The organism is Streptomyces sp. TG1A-60 (assembly GCF_037201975.1).
In the GTDB taxonomy this organism is placed as follows: Bacteria; Actinomycetota; Actinomycetes; order Streptomycetales; family Streptomycetaceae; genus Streptomyces.
Map to the genome: position 1 here is coordinate 569,643 of NZ_CP147520.1, position 18,130 is coordinate 587,772.

At 70.0% G+C, this 18,130-nt stretch carries 13 protein-coding genes and 1 pseudogene; 8 read left to right on the forward strand and 6 right to left on the reverse strand.

Going from position 1 to position 18,130, the window contains the following annotated elements:
* Window positions 1-16: 16 nt before the first annotated feature.
* The 6 genes from WBG99_RS01890 to WBG99_RS01915 all read right to left on the reverse strand — a co-directional run bounded on the left by WBG99_RS01890 (window position 17) and on the right by WBG99_RS01915 (window position 6,679).
* Complete coding sequence (locus tag WBG99_RS01890; protein ID WP_338894595.1) at window positions 17-1,447, reverse strand: BNR repeat-containing protein; 1,431 nt, start codon at window positions 1,445-1,447, stop codon at window positions 17-19.
* Window positions 1,448-1,519: 72 nt separating this feature from the next.
* On the reverse strand, window positions 1,520-1,840 hold the full coding sequence (locus tag WBG99_RS01895; RefSeq protein WP_338894596.1) for an L-rhamnose mutarotase: 321 nt from the start codon (window positions 1,838-1,840) through the stop codon (window positions 1,520-1,522).
* A gap of 49 nt (window positions 1,841-1,889) precedes the next feature.
* Window positions 1,890-2,972 carry a rhamnose ABC transporter substrate-binding protein gene (rhaS, locus tag WBG99_RS01900; RefSeq protein WP_338894597.1) on the reverse strand — a complete coding sequence of 361 codons (1,083 nt, stop codon included), beginning with the start codon at window positions 2,970-2,972 and terminating at the stop codon, window positions 1,890-1,892.
* Window positions 2,973-3,091: 119 nt separating this feature from the next.
* Window positions 3,092-4,132 (reverse strand): ABC transporter permease, encoded by a 1,041-nt coding sequence (locus WBG99_RS01905; protein WP_338894598.1) that lies wholly within the window; start codon window positions 4,130-4,132, stop codon window positions 3,092-3,094.
* Window positions 4,125-5,165, reverse strand: coding sequence for an ABC transporter permease (locus WBG99_RS01910; RefSeq protein ID WP_338894599.1), 1,041 nt, complete (start codon window positions 5,163-5,165; stop codon window positions 4,125-4,127). The genes WBG99_RS01905 and WBG99_RS01910 overlap by 8 nt, the downstream gene beginning before the upstream one ends.
* Complete coding sequence (locus tag WBG99_RS01915) at window positions 5,162-6,679, reverse strand: sugar ABC transporter ATP-binding protein (RefSeq protein WP_338894600.1); 1,518 nt, start codon at window positions 6,677-6,679, stop codon at window positions 5,162-5,164. Before WBG99_RS01915 ends, WBG99_RS01910 begins: the two co-directional genes overlap by 4 nt.
* Window positions 6,680-6,935: 256 nt before the next feature.
* Between WBG99_RS01915 and rhaI the strand changes: the two genes are divergently transcribed.
* The 8 genes and pseudogenes from rhaI to katG all read left to right on the forward strand — a co-directional run bounded on the left by rhaI (window position 6,936) and on the right by katG (window position 18,089).
* Window positions 6,936-8,096: an L-rhamnose isomerase gene (rhaI, locus tag WBG99_RS01920; RefSeq protein ID WP_338894601.1), complete on the forward strand. Its 1,161-nt coding sequence runs from the start codon at window positions 6,936-6,938 to the stop codon at window positions 8,094-8,096.
* Between the two features lie 157 nt (window positions 8,097-8,253).
* Window positions 8,254-10,293: a bifunctional aldolase/short-chain dehydrogenase gene (locus WBG99_RS01925; protein ID WP_338894602.1), complete on the forward strand. Its 2,040-nt coding sequence runs from the start codon at window positions 8,254-8,256 to the stop codon at window positions 10,291-10,293.
* Complete coding sequence (locus tag WBG99_RS01930) at window positions 10,290-11,738, forward strand: rhamnulokinase family protein (RefSeq protein ID WP_338894603.1); 1,449 nt, start codon at window positions 10,290-10,292, stop codon at window positions 11,736-11,738. The genes WBG99_RS01925 and WBG99_RS01930 overlap by 4 nt, the downstream gene beginning before the upstream one ends.
* A 75-nt stretch (window positions 11,739-11,813) precedes the next feature.
* Window positions 11,814-12,569, forward strand: a complete 756-nt coding sequence (locus tag WBG99_RS01935; RefSeq protein WP_338894604.1) for a (Fe-S)-binding protein — start codon at window positions 11,814-11,816, stop codon at window positions 12,567-12,569.
* Window positions 12,566-14,052: pseudogene (locus WBG99_RS01940) on the forward strand (LutB/LldF family L-lactate oxidation iron-sulfur protein). Before WBG99_RS01935 ends, WBG99_RS01940 begins: the two are co-directional and overlap by 4 nt.
* Window positions 14,049-14,702, forward strand: a complete 654-nt coding sequence (locus tag WBG99_RS01945) for a lactate utilization protein C (protein WP_338894605.1) — start codon at window positions 14,049-14,051, stop codon at window positions 14,700-14,702. The pseudogene WBG99_RS01940 and the gene WBG99_RS01945 overlap by 4 nt, the downstream one beginning before the upstream one ends.
* 702 nt (window positions 14,703-15,404) lie before the next feature.
* Complete coding sequence (locus WBG99_RS01950; RefSeq protein WP_338894606.1) at window positions 15,405-15,848, forward strand: Fur family transcriptional regulator; 444 nt, start codon at window positions 15,405-15,407, stop codon at window positions 15,846-15,848.
* A 24-nt stretch (window positions 15,849-15,872) separates the two neighbouring features.
* Window positions 15,873-18,089: a catalase/peroxidase HPI gene (gene katG / locus WBG99_RS01955; protein ID WP_338894607.1), complete on the forward strand. Its 2,217-nt coding sequence runs from the start codon at window positions 15,873-15,875 to the stop codon at window positions 18,087-18,089.
* Window positions 18,090-18,130 lie beyond the last annotated feature (41 nt).

An 18,130-nucleotide genomic window follows, 5' to 3' on the forward strand; every position in this document is an offset into this window, starting at 1 on the left:
CGGTGACTTCATCGGATCACGCGGGCAGGCTGAAGTTCAGGGAGCGGAGCGCCGAGGGCGTCGTACCGCTGGACCTCACCTGGTACATGATCGACAGGAAGTGGTCCTGACCGATCCGCGTCTCGTCGAACACGACCTCACCGAAGGCGTTCAGCCCGGCGCCGACGCCGTCGTACAGCATCGCCCAGTCGGTGTACCCGGAGGCCGCGGAAGCGCCGGCGATCCGGCAGAAGGGGAAGATCGCGTAGGCGTTGTCGTACTTGTCGAGGAACAGCTTGGTGCGCTGGCTGGAGTTCAGCGGCACCGGTATCTCGGTCTTCTGCCAGGCGCCGGAGGCGTTCTTGCGGACGTGGAAGGCACGGCCGTTGGCGGTGCGGTTGGTGACGTAGTTCGTCGTGCACTGCCCGAAACGGCCGGGGACGTAGCTGATGATGGCGTGGGGGCGTCCCGCCGAGTCGGTCCACTGGCTCTCCTGGTTCATCAGGGAGTGGTCCGGGTTGAGCGGGTCCACGACCAGTCCGGCGTCGGTGACGGAGACCCGGTCGGAGCCGCCGGTCGTGCCGACGACGGTACCGGCGTCGTTGCGCCAGGTCCGGCCCCGGTCGTCCGAGTAGACGTAACCGGTGTCGTGGTTGGTGATGCCGCCGCGGTCGCACATCACGGCGCCGTTCTGCTCGCGCCAGGTGAAGAAGGAGTGCAGGCGGCCGTTCCTGTCGTAGTCGATGCCGTGCAGGTACATGTTGCGGGCCGTCGAGGAGCCGTGCTCGCTGGTGTACGTGCCGGTGGAGCTGGTCCACTCGCCGAGGTTGGTCCACTTCGTGCCGTCGTACTCGGCGAGCGCGTTGCGGCCGTTGCCGGAGACGGCGACGCGGTAGCTCAGCTGGAGCCTGCCGTCGGGCGTCGAGACGAACTGGGGGTAGGTGAACTGCGACGTGAGGGCGAGCCCGTCGAGGGTGGACCGGGGAGCGCCGAACCTGCTCGTGGTCCAGCTCATCCCGTCCGGGTTGTCCATGAGTCCCGCCACCGACTTGACGTAGGTGAAGCCGTCGCTGTGGGAGTCCATGTTCAGGTGCAGCCGGCCGTCGACCTGGGAGACGCCCATGGAGATGACGTTGTGGGAGTCGTTGTACCGGAGGGTGTGACCGACCTTGACGGTGGACCACGTGCTCGACGGGAACTTGCGGCGGCCGACGACGGCGTTGCGGTCGGCGGTGTACCAGACGGCGTACTGGTAGCCCTTGTAGGTCAGCATCGCGTTCTTCTGGAACGAGTTGTTGTTGACCAGGCCGTCGTACGACACGAAGTAGACGGCCTGGTTGTCGAGCGTGGTGGTGCCGGTCAGCGTGACCGAAGGGCCGGGGTCGGCGGCGCGGGCGGTCGCGGAGCCGAGGGCGGGGGTCACCACGGCACCGGCGAGGGCGGCGCCGAGCAGCGTACGTCTCTTCATCTCGGGAACTCCATTGTCTGCGAGGTGCGGATACGGGGAGGGGGTCTGGCGGCGGGGACTCCTGACACGGCCTCAGGCGAGGTGGAACACCTCGGTCAGGGGCTTCATGGCCTCGTCCGGCCGGGCGCCGTCGAGGGACTCGAAGAACGGCGCCATCTCCTTCTGCCAGCGGGCGTTGACCTCCGCGGCCTCCATGCCGGCGAGCGCGGCCTGGAAGTCCTCGGTCTCCAGGTAGCCGACGAGCAGGCCGTCGTCGCGCAGGAAGAGGGAGTAGTTGTGCCAGCCGGTGGCCGAGAGCACTTCGAGCATCTCCGGCCACACGGCGGCGTGCCGTTCGCGGTACTCGTCGATCCGGTCCTGCCGGACCTTGAGCAGAAAGCAGACGCGCTGCATGAGGTACCGCTCCTGGGGTGAGGGGGTGGCTGTGACTCGTCTTCGCGGATCAGAAGTCGAACTTGTCGATGTTGTCCTTGGTGAAGACGGTCGGCTTGCCCAGGCTGATGACGCCGTCCTTGCCGATGGTGTACTCGCCCATGTCACCGGCGGTGAAGGTCTCGCCCTCCTTGCCGGTGATCTGGCCGGAGACCAGCGCCACGGCGGTACGGGCGGCCAGCTCGCCGAGCTTCGCCGGGTCCCACAGTTCGAAGCCCTCGACGGTGCCGTCCTTGACGTACTTGCGCATGTCGTTGGGGGTGCCGAGGCCGGTCAGCTTGACCTTGCCCTTGTACTTCGAGCCCGACAGGTACTGGGCGGCCGCCTTGATGCCGACCGTGGTCGGGGAGATGATCCCCTTCAGGTTCGGGTACTCCTGGAGCAGGCCCTGGGTCTGCTGGAAGGACTTCTGGGCGTCGTCGTCACCGTAGGCGACCTTGACGAGCTTGATGTCCTTGTACTTCGGGTCCTTGAGCTCGTCCTTCATGAAGTCGATCCAGATGTTCTGGTTCGTCGCGGTCTGCGCGGCGGACAGGATCGCGATCTCGCCCTTGTAGCCGATCTGCTCGGCGAGCAACTGGACCTCGGTGCGGCCCAGGTCCTCGGCGCTGGCCTGCGAGACGAAGGCGTTACGGCACTCCGGCTTGGTGTCGGAGTCGTAGGTGACGACCTTGATGTCGTTGCTCATGGCCTGCTTGAGCGCGGTGCACAGGGCGCCCGGGTCCTGCGCGGAGACGGCCATCGCGTCGACCTGCTGCTGGGTGAGCGTGTTGACGTAGTTCACCTGGCCGGAGGTGTCCGTGGCGCTGGACGGGCCGACCTCCTTGTAGCTGGAGCCCAGCTCCTTCAGGGCCGCCTCGCCGCCCTTGTCGGCGGAGGTGAAGTACGGGTTGTTGACCTGCTTCGGCAGGAAGCCGACGGTCAGGCCCTTCTTCAACTCGGCGTTCGGGTCGGCCTTCCCGGTCGCGCTCGCCGAGGCGGAGTCGTTCTGCACGTCCTCCTTGGTGGTACCGCCGCACGCGGTGGCCGCGAGAGCGAAGGAGGTGACGGCGGCGAGCGCCGCACAGGAGCGACGGAGGGTTGCCTTGCGCATGACGGGGGTTCCTTTACGAGGAGGAGGGGTGTAGCACGCCCCCTATGAGGGGCGCGGGGCTGTATGGATCTGCGGCTTCCGCCGCGTGGACGCGGCCAGCCACAGACGACCGGCGGCTTTCAGGCGACCGTCTTTCCGACGGTCTGTCCGACGGTCTGTCCGACGGAGCCGCCCGCCGAACCGCCCGCGGAGTTTCGCCCGGCTCTCGCGAGAGCGATCTGCCGCGCGACTCGGGGCCCGAGCACGGACAGCACGAGCAGGACACCGGTGACGACGATCTGCGACTGGGCCGAGACGTCCTGCAAGCTCATCACGTTCTGCAGCGTGCCGAGCAGGAACACCCCGGCGATCGCGCCGCCGAGCGTACCCTTGCCGCCGTCGAAGTCGATGCCGCCGAGCAACACGGCGGCCACGACGGACAGTTCGAGACCCGTCGCGTTGTCGTAACGGGCGCTGGCGTAGTGCAGCGCCCAGAAGACGCCGGTGAGGGAGGCCATCAGGCCGGTCACCGTGAACAGGATCAGCTTCTGCCGCCTGACGCGGATGCCGGCGAACCGCGCGGCCTCCTCACTGGCGCCGATCGCGAAGAGGGAGCGCCCGAACGGGGTGAGGTGCAGGGCGACCACGGCGATGACGAGCAGCACCAGGAAGGGGACGAAGGCCTGCGGGACGAAACTGTCACCGATCCGGCCGGACGCGAAGGTCAGATACTGCGTGGGGAAGTCGGTCACCGCGTCGGAGCCGAGCACGATCTGTGCGATGCCCCGGTAGGCGGCGAGGGTGCCGATGGTGACCGCGAGGGAGGACAGGCCGAGCCGGGTCACCAGCAGGCCGTTGATCAGTCCGCAGACCACGCCGAGGAGAAGGCAGATCGGGATGATCGCCTCGATGGTCAGACCCTGGTTCCACAGGACGCCCATCACCGCGCCGGACAGACCGGCGGTGGAGGCGACCGACAGATCGATCTCGCCGGAGACCACGAGCAGGGTCATCGGGAGGGCGATCAGCGCGATCGGCAGGGTGTTGCCGATGAGGAAGGACAGGTTGAGCGCGTTGCCGAAGCCGTCGACGGTGGTGAAGGACAGCAGCAGGACGACGATCAGGAGGGCGCCGACCACCGTGTCCCAGCGGACCGCGCGCGACAGGGTGGAGTCAGCCATGGCGGGCGTTCCTCTTCTTCAGGGCGGTCGCCACCCGCAGCGCGACCACGCGGTCCACGGCGATGGCGAGGATGAGCAGGATGCCGTTGATCGCGAGCACCCACACCGAGCTGACCCCGAGGGCGGGCAGCACACTGTTGATGGAGGTCAGCAGCAGGGCGCCCAGGGCCGCGCCGTAGACACTGCCGGAGCCGCCGGTGAAGACGACGCCGCCGACCACGACGGCGCTGACGACGGTGAGTTCGTAGCCGCTGCCGGTACTGGAGTCGACGTTGCCGAAGCGGGCCAGGTACAGCGCCCCGGCGAGGCCGGCGAGGGCGCCGCAGAAGGTGTACGCCATCAGGATCCGCTTGCGGACCGGGATGCCGGCGAGACGGGCGGCCTCCGGGTTGGAGCCGAGCGCGTACAACTCGCGGCCACTGCCGAAGTGCTTCAGGTAGTACGCCGTCGCCACCAGCACCGCGAGGGCGATCAGCGCCAGATAGGGCACCGCGTGGATGCCGCCGGAACCGAAGTCGATGAACCCGTCCGGGAGTGCGGAGGCGACGATCTGCCGGGAGCCGACCCAGATCGAGTCGATGCCCCGGATGATGTACAGCGTGCCGAGGGTGACGACGAGGGCGGGCACCTGGCCGAGGCTGACGAGCAGACCGTTCATGAGACCGCACCCGATGCCGAGCAGCACCGCGAGGAACACGGCCACGACCGCGTTCCCGCCGCCCTGGAGGTACGTGCCGGCGGCGAAGGCACTGATGCCGAGGGTGGAGCCTACCGACAGATCGACGTTCCGGGTGATGACGACCAGCGACTGGCCGACGGCGACCAGCATGAGGATGGTCGCGTTCAGCAGCAGGTCCTTGATGCCCTGTTCGGTCAGGAACTCGCTGTTGCCCAGCTGGGTGACGACGATCATCGCCAGGAAGACGACCAGGATGGCGAGTTCACGCATCCTGAAGACCCGGTCCACCAGACGCGTGCCGCTGGACTTGGGCACTTCGGCGGCGGGTGCGGGGTTCGGAGCGGTCACCGTCATGCGGCGGCCCTCCCGGTGGCTGCGGCCATCACGGATTCCTCGGTGGCTTCGGAGCGAGGGATCTCGGCGGTGAGCCGGCCCTCGTGCATCACGAGCACGCGGTCGGCCATACCGAGGATCTCGGGCAGGTCGGAGGAGATCATCAGCACGGCCACCCCGTCGGCGGCGAGCTCGCTGAGGAGGCGGTGCACCTCGGCCTTCGTACCGACGTCGATGCCCCTGGTGGGCTCGTCGACGATCAGCACCTTCGGCGCGGTGGCGAGCCACTTGGCGAGGACGACCTTCTGCTGGTTGCCGCCGGACAAGGTGTTGACGGTGTCGGCGATCCGGGCGTACTTCACCTGGAGCCTGACCGCCCAGTCGAGGGAGCGGCTGCGCTCGGCGCCGCGGTCCATCAGGCCGGCCTTGACGGTCGTACGGAGCCCGGTGAGGCCGATGTTCCGCTCGATGGACATGTCCATCACCAGGCCCTGGGCGCGGCGGTCCTCGGGGACCAGGGCGAGCCCGGCGGACATGGCGGTGGAGGGGGCGCCGTTGGTGAGGGCCTTGCCGTCGATGTCGACCTCGCCCGCGTCCCAGCGGTCGATGCCGAAGACGGCGCGGGCCACCTCCGTGCGGCCGGCTCCGACGAGGCCGGCCAGGCCGACGATCTCGCCGCGCCGGACGTCGAAGGAGACGTCGGTGAAGACGCCCTCGCGGGTCAACCGGCGTACGCTGAGCGCGACTTCGCCCGGCTCGACCTCCTGCTTGGGGTACAGCTCGTCGAGGTCGCGGCCGACCATGCGGCGGACCAGGTCGTCCTCGGTCATGCCGTCGACCGGCTCGCTGGAGATCCAGGCACCGTCGCGAAGGGTGGTGACCCGCTGGCAGATCTGGAAGATCTCCTCCAGGCGGTGGGAGATGAACAGGACCGCGGAGCCCTGCTCGCGCAGGGTGCGGACGACACCGAAGAGCCGGGCCACCTCGCTGCCGGTGAGGGCCGCCGTCGGCTCGTCCATGATCAGGACGCGGGCGTCGAAGGAGAGCGCCTTGGCGATCTCGACGATCTGCTGGTCGGCGATGGACAGGCCGCGCGCCGGGCGGTCGGGGTCGAGTTCGACACCGAGCCGCCGCATCAGCGCGAGGGTCGCCGCGTGGGTGGCCCTGTGGTCGATTCGGCCGAGGGCGCGCCGGGGCTGGCGGCCCATGAAGATGTTCTCGGCGATCGACAGGTCGGGGAAGAGCGTGGGCTCCTGGTAGATCACGGCGATGCCCGCGTCGCGGGCGTCCGCCGGGCCGTGGAAGACCGTGGGCGCACCGTCCAGGAGCACCTGTCCGGAGTCCGGTCGGTGCACCCCGGCGAGGCTCTTGATCAGGGTCGACTTGCCCGCGCCGTTCTCCCCGGCGAGTGCGTGCACCTCGCCCGGAAACAGTTCGAGGGACACGTCCCGCAGGGCGCGCACGGCACCGAAGGACTTGGAGATGCCCTTCAACGCGAGGACGGGGGCCGGACCCGTGTCGGACCGGTGGGTCATGGGGGCTCCTCGACGACGCCGGTGGCGGAAGGCGGGGCCCTCACTGCGTCGTGAAAGGTTTCAACTAGGTTGGCCGGGACGTTAGGCACCACACGCAGGTCACGTCAATGGGTTCCGTTCGAAATTCTTTCGACAGAAGAGGTCACAACAGAGTCACGGAGAGCGGTGTCGACCAAGGGGGTTGACAGTCCGGCGCGCCACTCATAGTTTCCGGTGCTGAATCGTTTCACATATCGAAGCCGGTAGGAGCCCTGACGTGACCGAGCTCGCCGCGGTGAAGGCCGCCCTCAAGACACAGGCCGTCGAGACGCCGTCGTGGGCGTACGGAAACTCCGGAACCCGCTTCAAGGTGTTCGCCCAGCCAGGTGTGCCGCGCGACCCCTGGGAGAAGCTGGACGACGCCGGCAAGGTCCACGAGTTCACCGGCGTGGCCCCGACCGTGGCGCTGCACATCCCCTGGGACAAGGTGGACGACTACGCGGCGCTCACGATCCACGCCGAGCAGCGCGGCGTGAAGCTCGGAGCCATCAACTCCAACACCTTCCAGGACGACGACTACAAACTGGGCAGCATCTGCCACCCGGACGCGGGGATCCGCCGCAAGGCCGTCGATCACCTGCTGGAGTGCGTCGACATCATGGACGCGACCGGGTCGCGCGACCTGAAGCTGTGGTTCGCGGACGGGACGAACTATCCCGGCCAGGACGATGTGCGTGAGCGGCAGGACCGGCTGGCCGACGGGCTGGCCGAGGTGTACGCGCGGCTCGGGGACGGGCAGCGGATGCTGCTGGAGTACAAGTTCTTCGAGCCGGCCTTCTACACGACGGACGTGCCGGACTGGGGTACGGCCTACGCCCACTGCCTGAAGCTGGGCGAGAAGGCTCAGGTGGTCGTCGACACCGGACATCACGCGCCGGGGACCAACATCGAGTTCATCGTGGCGACGCTGCTGCGCGAGGGGAAGCTCGGAGCGTTCGACTTCAACTCGCGCTTCTACGCGGACGACGACCTGATGGTCGGGGCCGCCGATCCGTTCCAGCTGTTCCGCATCATGTACGAGGTCGTGCGTGGCGGTGGGCTCACCTCCGAGGTCGCGTTCATGCTCGACCAGTGCCACAACATCGAGGCGAAGATCCCGGCGATCATCCGGTCGGTGATGAATGTGCAGGAGGCCACGGCGAAGGCGCTTCTGGTCGACCGCGCGGCTCTCGCCGCCGCTCAGCGCTCCGGTGACGTGCTCGGGGCGAACGCGGTGCTGATGGACGCGTACAACACGGATGTGCGGCCGTTGCTTCGCGAGGTGCGCGAGGAGATGGGGCTGGACCCCGACCCGATCGCCGCCTACCACGCCTCTGGCTGGGCCTCGAAGATCGTCGAGGAGCGGGTCGGTGGCGAGCAGGCGGGCTGGGGGGCGTGAGCCGCTGCTTCTCGTCCGCCGGGTGACTTCCGGTCGCAGACCGCGGGCCGTTCGCGGCTGGTCCCGCCCGCACGGCAAGGCCGCATATCGGTACAGCCCCGCACCCCCGTCTCTCGCATCCCCTGGTTACGAACGTCACCGTAAGGATTGATCTCGCATGGCAACCCATCCCGAAGCCGCTGCCCTTCTCGCCCGGTCGCGTCGGCTCGGCGCCGACCCCCGGAACACCAACTACGCCGGTGGCAACGCCTCCGCCAAGGGGACCGACACCGACCCCGTCACCGGGGGTGACGTGGAGCTGATGTGGGTGAAGGGGTCCGGAGGCGACCTCGGGACACTCACCGAAGCCGGTCTCGCGGTGCTGCGGCTGGACCGGATGCGGGCGCTCGTCGAGGTGTATCCGGGCGTCGAGCGCGAGGACGAGATGGTCGCCGCCTTCGACTACTGCCTCCATGGGAAGGGTGGGGCGGCTCCGTCCATCGACACCGCCATGCACGGGCTGGTGGACGCGGCTCACGTCGATCACCTGCACCCGGACTCCGGCATCGCGCTGGCCTGTGCGGCCGACGGGGAGAAGCTGACCGCCGAGTGTTTCGGGGACAGTGTGGTGTGGGTGCCGTGGCGGCGGCCGGGGTTCCAGCTGGGGCTTGACATCGCGGCGGTCAAGCGGGAGAACCCGCAGGCCGTCGGGTGCGTGCTGGGCGGGCACGGGATCACTGCCTGGGGTGACACCGCCGAGGAGTGCGAGAAGAACTCGCTGCACATCATCCGGACCGCCGAGCGGTTCCTCGTCGAGCGGGGGAAGGCGGAGCCGTTCGGGCCCGTCATCGAGGGGTACGGGGCGCTGGCGGCCCCGCAGCGCCGGGAGCGGGCGGCCTCGCTGGCGCCGCACGTCCGGGCCATCGCCTCGCAGGACAAGGCGCAGGTCGGGCACTTCACCGACTCGGATGTCGTCCTCGACTTCCTGGCGAGTGCGGAGCACCCGCGGCTCGCCGCGCTCGGTACTTCCTGCCCGGACCACTTCCTGCGTACGAAGGTCCGGCCGCTCGTCCTCGATCTGCCGCCCTCGGCCGATCTGGACTCGGCGATCGCCCGGCTGAAGGAGCTGCACGCCGAGTACCGGGAGGAGTACGCCGCCTACTACCAGCGGCACGCCGAGCCCGACTCCCCCGCGATGCGCGGCGCCGACCCGGCGATCGTGCTGGTCCCCGGTGTGGGCATGTTCAGCTTCGGCAAGGACAAGCAGACCGCGCGGGTGGCCGGCGAGTTCTACGTCAACGCGATCAACGTGATGCGGGGCGCCGAGGCGATGTCGACGTACGCGCCGATCGAGGAGTCGGAGAAGTTCCGCATCGAGTACTGGGCGCTGGAGGAGGCCAAACTCCAGCGGATGCCGAGGCCGAAGCCGCTCGCGACGCGGGTCGCGCTGGTCACGGGTGCGGGAAGCGGGATCGGGAAGGCCATCGCGCACCGGCTGGTCGCCGAGGGCGCCTGTGTCGTCGTCGCCGATCTGAACGCGGAGAACGCCGCCGCCGTCGCCGAGGAGCTGGGCGGGGCCGACAGGGCCGTCGCCGTGACCGTCGACGTGACGGACGAGGGGCGGATCGCTGAGGCCTTCAAAGCCGCCGCGCTGGCCTTCGGTGGTGTCGATCTCGTCGTCAACAACGCGGGCATCTCGATCTCGAAGCCGCTGCTGGAGACGTCGGCGAAGGACTGGGACCTTCAGCACGACATCATGGCGCGGGGTTCGTTCCTGGTGTCGCGCGAGGCGGCGCGGATGATGATCGCGCAGGGGCTGGGCGGCGACATCGTCTACATCGCCTCGAAGAACGCCGTCTTCGCCGGGCCCAACAACATCGCCTACTCCGCCACCAAGGCCGACCAGGCGCACCAGGTGCGGCTGCTGGCCGCCGAGCTGGGCGCGCACGGCATCCGCGTCAACGGGGTCAACCCCGACGGTGTGGTGCGCGGCTCGGGGATCTTCGCCGCCGGCTGGGGTGCCCAGCGCGCGGCGACCTACGGGATCGAGGAGGAGAAGCTGGGCGAGTTCTACGCGCAGCGGACCATCCTGAAGCGTGAGGTGCTGCCGGAGCACGTGGCGAACGCGGTGTTCGCGCTGACGGGCGGGGAGCTGACGCACACCACCGGCCTGCATGTCCCGGTCGACGCCGGCGTGGCAGCCGCCTTCCTCCGATGAGCGGGCCCGTGAAGTCGTACGCGGCGGTCGACCTCGGCGCGTCCAGCGGGCGTGTCATGGTCGGCCGCGTGGGCCGGGACTCGCTGGCGCTGGCCGAGGCCCACCGCTTCCCGAACCGGCCGGTGCGGACGCCCGAAGGGCTGCGCTGGGATGTGCTCGCGCTGTACGCGGGGGTGCTCGACGGGCTGGGGGCGGCAGGGCAGGTCGACTCCGTGGGCATCGACAGCTGGGCCGTCGACTACGGGCTGCTGGACGCCGACGGTGCCCTGCTCGGCAACCCGGTGCACTACCGGGACACCCGTACCGAGGGCGTCGCGGAGAAGGTGTGGGCCACCGTCCCCGCCGCCGAGCTGTACGCGGCGACCGGGTCGCAGTACGCGCCCTTCAACACGCTGTACCAACTGGTCGCCGCCCGCTCGTCCGCTCAACTGGCGTACGCCAGGAGGCTGTTGCTCATCCCCGATCTGCTGACGTACTGGCTGACCGGCGAGGCGGGCACCGAGCTGACCAATGCCTCGACGACGCAGCTGATCGATCCGCGGACGCGCGACTGGTCCTACGACGTGGCGGCGCGGCTCGGTGTGGACCTGGAGCTGTTCGCGCCGCTGCGCCGGCCCGGGGACCCGGCGGGGCTGCTGCGGCCGGAGGTACTGGCGGAAACCGGGCTGACCGGGCCCGTCCCGGTGACCACGGTCGGGTCGCACGACACCGCTTCGGCGGTGGCGGCCGTCCCGGCCACCGGTGAGCGCTTCGCGTACATCTGCACCGGCACCTGGTCGCTGGCCGGCCTGGAGCTGGACGCGCCGGTGCTGACCGAGGCGAGCCGGGCGGCCAACTTCACCAATGAGCTGGGGCTGGACGGCACGGTCCGCCATCTGCGGAACATCATGGGGCTGTGGCTGCTCCAGGAGTGCGTGCGGGAGTGGGGGGACCCGGATCTGGGCGAGCTGCTGCGCGCCGCGGCCGGGGTGCCCGCGCTGCGGTCGGTCGTGGACGCCGGGGACTCGGCGTTCCTCGCGCCCGGCCGGATGCCCGGGCGGATCGCCGAGGCGTGCCGGGAGTCTGGGCAGCCTGTGCCCTCCTCCCCCGCCGAGACCACCCGCTGCATCCTCGACTCGCTGGCGCTCGCCCACCGGCGGGCCGTCACCGAGGCCCAGGCCCTCGCGGACCATCCCGTCGACGTCGTCCACATCGTCGGCGGAGGCACCCGCAACGCCCTGCTCTGCCAGCTCACCGCCGACGCCTGCGGGCTGCCGGTGGTGGCGGGACCGGCGGAGGCGGCGGCCCTGGGCAACGTCCTCGTCCAGGCCCGTACCCACGGCCTGGTGGGCGACCGTGACTCGATGCGTCGGCTGCTCGCCCGCACCCAGCCGCTGGCGCGGTACGAGCCGCAGGGCGACCCGGCGGCCTGGCGGGCGGCGGAGGCCCGGCTCACCGACCGGTGAGGGGGGCCTCTCGCTCTACCCCGTACACGCGTCGTACTCTGCATCCATCCGATGACCGACCCACGAGGAGCCGCGATGCGTGTCGCTCTGTTCCTGACCTGTGTCAACGACACGCTCTATCCGGACACCGGCCGTGCCGTGGTGAAACTACTGACCAGGATGGGCGTGGACGTCGACTTCCCGATGAGCCAGACGTGCTGCGGGCAGGCGCACTACAACACCGGATACCGGCGTGAGGCCGAGCCGCTGGCCCGGCAGTTCTCCGATGTATTCCGGGACTACGAGGCGATCGTGACGCCGTCCGGGTCGTGCGGGGCCATGGTGAGGGAGCTGTATCCCCGGATGGGTGAGCGGGCCCGGGCCGAGGGGCGCGGGGAGACCCTCGCGCGGACACTGGCGCCGGTCGTGCCGAAGACGTACGAGCTGACCGAGTTCCTGGTGGACGTGCTGGGCGTGACGGACGTCGGCGCGTACTACCCGCACAAGGTGACGTACCACCCCACCTGCCACGGCCTGCGGAGTCTCGGCCTGGGCGAGCGCCCTCGGCGGCTGCTCCAGGCGGTGAAGGGGCTGGAGCTGGTGGAGCTGCCCGGCGCGGACGAGTGCTGTGGCTTCGGCGGTACGTTCGCCGTGAAGAACCCCGATGTCTCGGCGGCGATGGGCGCGGACAAGGTGCGCAACGCCGAGTCGACGGGCGCCGAGGTGCTGTGCGCGGCCGACAACTCGTGTCTCCTGCACATCGGCGGCACGATGACCCGGCTGCGCACGGCCGTACGGCCCGTCCACATCGCGGAAATCCTGGCGAGCACGGAAGAGGAGCCGCAGGCATGAGCGGGACGTTCGTCGGTATGCCGGCGTTTCCGAAGGCCGCGCACGAGGCCGTGCACAACCAGACCCTGCGCGGCAATCTGCGCCACGCCACCCACACCATCCGCGCCAAACGCGCGAACGCCGTCGCGGAGATGCCGGACTGGGCGGCGCTGCGCGAGGCGGGCAAGCAGATCAAGGACCACACGCTCCGTCATCTCGACCGGTACCTGGTGCAGTTGGAGGAGTCGGTCACGGCGGCCGGCGGCACGGTCCACTGGGCCGCCGACGCGGACGAGGCCAACCGGATCGTGACGTATCTCGTCAAGGCGACCGGGGAGAGCGAGGTCGTCAAGATCAAGTCGATGGCCACCCAGGAGATCGGACTGAACGAGGCGCTGGAGGCCGAGGGCATCCACGCCTACGAGACCGATCTCGCCGAGCTCATCGTGCAGTTGGGCAAGGACCGGCCCTCGCACATCCTGGTGCCGGCGATCCACCGCAACAGGGGCGAGATCCGGGACATCTTCGCGCGGGAGATGAGCGAGTGGGGCCGCCCGGCCCCCGAGGGCCTGACCGACACGCCCGCCGAGCTGGCGGAGGCGGCGCGACTGCACCTGCGGGAGAAGTTCCTGCGGGCCAAGGTCGGTGTCTGCGGCGCCAACTTCATGGTCGCCGACACCGGCACCCTGGTCGTCGTGGAGTCCGAGGGCAACGGCCGGATGTGTCTCACTCTCCCCGAGACCCTGATCTCGGTCGTCGGCATCGAGAAGATCGTGCCGACCTGGCAGGACCTGGAGGTCTTCCTCCAGACCCTCCCCGCTCCTCCACGGCGGAGCGCATGAACCCGTACACCTCGACGTGGACGGGCACGACGGACTCCGGGACGGCTGACGGCCCACAGACCTTCCACCTGGTTCTCCTGGACAACGGCCGCACCGACACGCTCGCCGACGAGATCGGCCGCCAGGCCCTGCGCTGCATCCGCTGCTCGGCGTGTCTCAACGTCTGCCCGGTGTACGAACGGGCGGGCGGCCACGCCTACGGCTCGGTCTACCCCGGCCCCATCGGCGCCATCCTCAGCCCTCAGCTCCGGGGCACGGCGAGCGAGATCGACGCCTCCCTGCCGTACGCCTCGTCGCTGTGCGGAGCCTGCTACGAGGTGTGTCCCGTCGCCATCGACATTCCGGAGGTGCTGGTGCATCTGCGGGAGCGGGTCGCGCAGGGCGGCCCGGTGACGCGGAACGGCGCCAAGGTCGTCCTCAAGCCCGCGAAGGGGCACGCCGCCGAACGGGCCGCGATGCGCGCGGCGCGCTGGGCGCTGAGCCACCCCGGCGCGCTGCGCACCGGGCAGCGGCTCGCCTCCCGCACCCGCCGCTTCCATCCCCGTACGCTGCCGGGCCCCGGCAAGGCGTGGAGCGCCGACCGCGACCTCCCTTCGCTGCCGGCGGAGCCGTTCCGGGACTGGTGGCAGCGCACGAACGGCGGAAAGGACACGGACACGTGAGCAGCAGGGATCTGATCCTGGGCCGGGTGCGGCGCGCCCTCGCCGACGTACCACGGGACGACACGCCGTACGAACAGGCGGTTCAGCGGGACTATCTCCGCGAGCACGGTGAGCGGGGCGTCGCGGAGACGGTGGAGCTGCTGGCGGAGAATCTGGCGGACTACCGGGCGATCGTGCACCGCACGGACGCCGACGGGCTCGCCGGGGTCGTCGCCGGACTGCTGCGCACGCACGGCTCGAAGACGGTGCTGACTCCGCCGGGGCTGCGTTCGCGGTGGCTGGCGGCGGCCGAGGTGACGCGGGTGCCGGATCGTGCGGAGAGCACCGCGCGGGAGCTGGACCGGGTCGACAGCGTCGTCACCGCCTGCGCCCTCGCGATCGCCGAGACCGGCACGATCGTGCTGGACGGCTCCCCCGACCAGGGACGGCGCCGGATCACGCTTGTGCCCGACCACCACATCTGCGTCGTACGCGTACCGGAACAGGTGGTGTCCTCCGTCCCTCAGGGCCTCGAACGGCTCGACCCGACACGCCCGTTGACCTGGATCTCCGGCCCGTCCGCCACCAGCGACATCGAGCTGGACCGGGTGGAGGGCGTGCATGGTCCGCGCACCCTGGAGGTGGTGCTGGTGACCGGGAGCGACGACTGAGCCCCGCCCGGACGGCCGGCTCACGGCACGCCGGAAGCCGCGGACCCCAGAAGTCGGTGCCGTCGCCGGGGCCGCCGCTCGTCGGTTGCGCCCGGGCAGAGGCCTGGCTGCACCGGCCGCCGTGACCTTCGCCGCGGACGCTTCACTCGCCCAGAGCCTGCGCGGCCACCTTCAGGTCCGCCACCAGGCGATCGTGCTGCTCACCTGGGCTGACCCCCCTCATCGTGCCGAGGCCTCTGCCGAGCGCGGTGAGAGCACGCCCGGCCCCACCGCCGTGAGACCGGCACCGGTGAGTGCGGAGGCTGCCCCGGCGAGGCAGGCCCCGCCACCTCGCACCGGCCCGGGGCGCCGTACTCGCGGGGGACGGCCACCGCTTCGGCGACGGTCTCGGGCCCCCGGGGCGTGACCACGCAGATGTCGGTGTCCGGCCGACGTTCAAGGCGTCGGTGGGTACGCGGCCCGGCTCCTCACGTCGAAGGGGGCCTCCCACCCTCGGGAGGGCCCCTCCGGGCGGCCGACGGCTCGGACGGCAACCGGGCGGTGGTGGGTTCCCGTCGCGCCTCGCGAGCCGCGACGGTCGCCCCAGGCGGGAGGTCGTGCACGTCCGCTCGGGCGGTCATGGGCCGCGTCCGGCACGGCACGATAAACCTGGGTCGTTCGTTTTCTTGAACTCTTCGTGTTTATGGGGGTAGGTTGGTCGCCATGACCGCCTCCCAGCCTCCGAACACCGCCGGCGAGCTGCGCGGTGCCGGCCTGCGGGTGACGGCCGCGCGCGTCGCACTGCTGGAAACCGTCCGGGACGGCGACCACCTCGGCGTCGAGGCGATCGCCGCGGGCGTGCGCGATCGCGTGGGCCACATATCTCTCCAAGCCGTGTACGAGGCCTTGAACGCGCTCGCGGGCGCCGGGCTCGTACGCCGCCTCGAACCCCCCGGCAGTCCGGCCCTTTACGAGGGCCGTGTCGGGGACAACCACCATCACCTCGTGTGCCGCTCGTGCGGTGCCGTGGTCGACGTCGACTGCGCGGTCGGGCACGCCCCGTGTCTGACCGCGTCCGACGACCGCGGTTTCGCTGTCGACGAGGCCGAGGTCATCTACTGGGGCATGTGCCCCCCATGCTCCGAAGCCAGCAGTTCAGCACCGTGATCCACCAGTTCCGGAAGGACTCCCATGACTGAGAACCACGACGCGATCGTCACAGACCCCAAGCCCGAGGAGACGGGAGGCTGCCCGGTCGCTCACGGGCGCGCCGCGCACCCGACCCAGGGCGGCGGGAACCGCCAGTGGTGGCCGGAGCGGCTCAACCTGAAGATCCTCGCCAAGAACCCGGCCGTGGCGAACCCCCTCGGTGAGGAGTTCGACTACGCCGAGGCGTTCAAGAACCTCGACCTCGCGGCCGTGAAACAGGACATCGCAGAGGTACTGTCCACCTCCCAGGACTGGTGGCCGGCCGACTTCGGCAACTACGGCCCACTGATGATCCGTATGGCCTGGCACAGCGCCGGTACGTACCGCATCAGCGACGGCCGCGGCGGCGCCGGCGCCGGTCAGCAGCGTTTCGCCCCGCTGAACAGCTGGCCGGACAACGCCAACCTGGACAAGGCCCGCCGCCTGCTGTGGCCGGTGAAGAAGAAGTACGGCCAGTCCATCTCCTGGGCCGACCTCATGATCCTCACGGGTAACGTCGCCCTGGAGCAGATGGGCTTCGAGACCTTCGGCTTCGGCGGCGGCCGTGCCGACGTCTGGGAGGCCGAGGAGGACGTCTACTGGGGCCCCGAGACCACGTGGCTCGACGACCAGCGCTACACCGGCGACCGCGAGCTGGAGAGCCCCCTCGGCGCCGTCCAGATGGGTCTGATCTACGTCAACCCGGAGGGCCCGAACGGCAACCCGGACCCGATCGCCGCGGCCCGCGACATCCGTGAGACGTTCCGCCGGATGGCGATGAACGACGAGGAGACCGTCGCCCTCATCGCCGGTGGCCACACCTTCGGCAAGACCCACGGCGCCGGCCCCGCGGACAACGTGGGCAACGACCCCGAGGCCGCCTCGCTGGAGGAGCAGGGCCTCGGCTGGAAGAGCACCTACGGCACCGGCAAGGGCGGCGACACCATCACCTCCGGCCTGGAGGTCACCTGGACCGCCACGCCGACCCGGTGGAGCAACGGGTTCTTCAAGAACCTGTTCGAGTACGAGTACGAGCTGACGGAGTCCCCGGCCGGCGCCAAGCAGTGGGTGGCCAGGGACGCCGAGGCGATCATCCCCGACGCGCACGACGCGTCGAAGAAGCACCTCCCGACGATGCTCACCACCGACCTGTCACTCCGCTTCGACCCGGTCTACGCGGAGATCTCGCGTCGCTTCTACGAGCACCCCGACCAGTTCGCGGACGCCTTCGCCCGCGCCTGGTTCAAGCTGACCCACCGTGACATGGGCCCGAAGTCGCTGTACCTCGGCCCGGAGGTCCCGGCGGAGACCCTGCTGTGGCAGGACCCGCTGCCTCAGGCCGAGGGCGCGGTCGTCGACGCCGCCGACATCGCGGCGCTCAAGGCCAAGCTCCTCGCCTCGGGTCTGACCGTCTCGCAGCTGGTGGCCACCGCGTGGGCGTCGGTCTCCACCTTCCGCGCCAGCGACAAGCGCGGCGGCGCCAACGGTGCCCGCATCCGTCTGGAGCCGCAGCGCGGCTGGGAGGTCAACAACCCGGACGAGCTGCGGCACGTCCTGAGCGTCCTGGAGAGCGTCCAGGCCGAGTTCAACGCCGGTGCCAAGAAGGTCTCCCTGGCCGACCTGATCGTCCTCGGCGGTGCCGCAGCGGTCGAGAAGGCCGCCAAGGACGCCGGCTTCGACGTCGAGGTGCCCTTCACCCCGGGCCGCGTGGACGCGACCGAGGAGCACACGGACGTGGAGTCCTTCGCCGCGCTGGAGCCGACGGCCGACGGATTCCGCAACTACCAGGGCAAGAGCAACCGCCTCCCCGCCGAGTACCTGCTGCTCGACAAGGCGAACCTGCTCTCCCTCAGCGCTCCCGAGATGACGGCCCTCGTCGGTGGCCTCCGTGTCCTGGGCGCCAACCACGCCCAGTCGTCGCACGGTGTCCTCACCGAGACCCCGGGCAAGCTCACCAACGACTTCTTCGTCAACCTGCTCGACCTGGGCACGACCTGGAAGTCCACGTCCGAGGACCAGACTCTCTTCGAGGGCCGTGACGCGGCCACCGGCGAGGTCAAGTGGACCGGCACCCGCGCCGACCTCGTCTTCGGCTCCAACTCCGAGCTCCGCGCCCTCGCCGAGGTCTACGCGAGCGACGACGCGAAGGAGAAGTTCGTGAACGACTTCGTCGCGGCGTGGGCCAAGGTCTCCGACCTGGACCGCTTCGACCTGGTCTGATCCGACGGATCAGACGGACCCCGACGTCCGGGTCGGCCCTT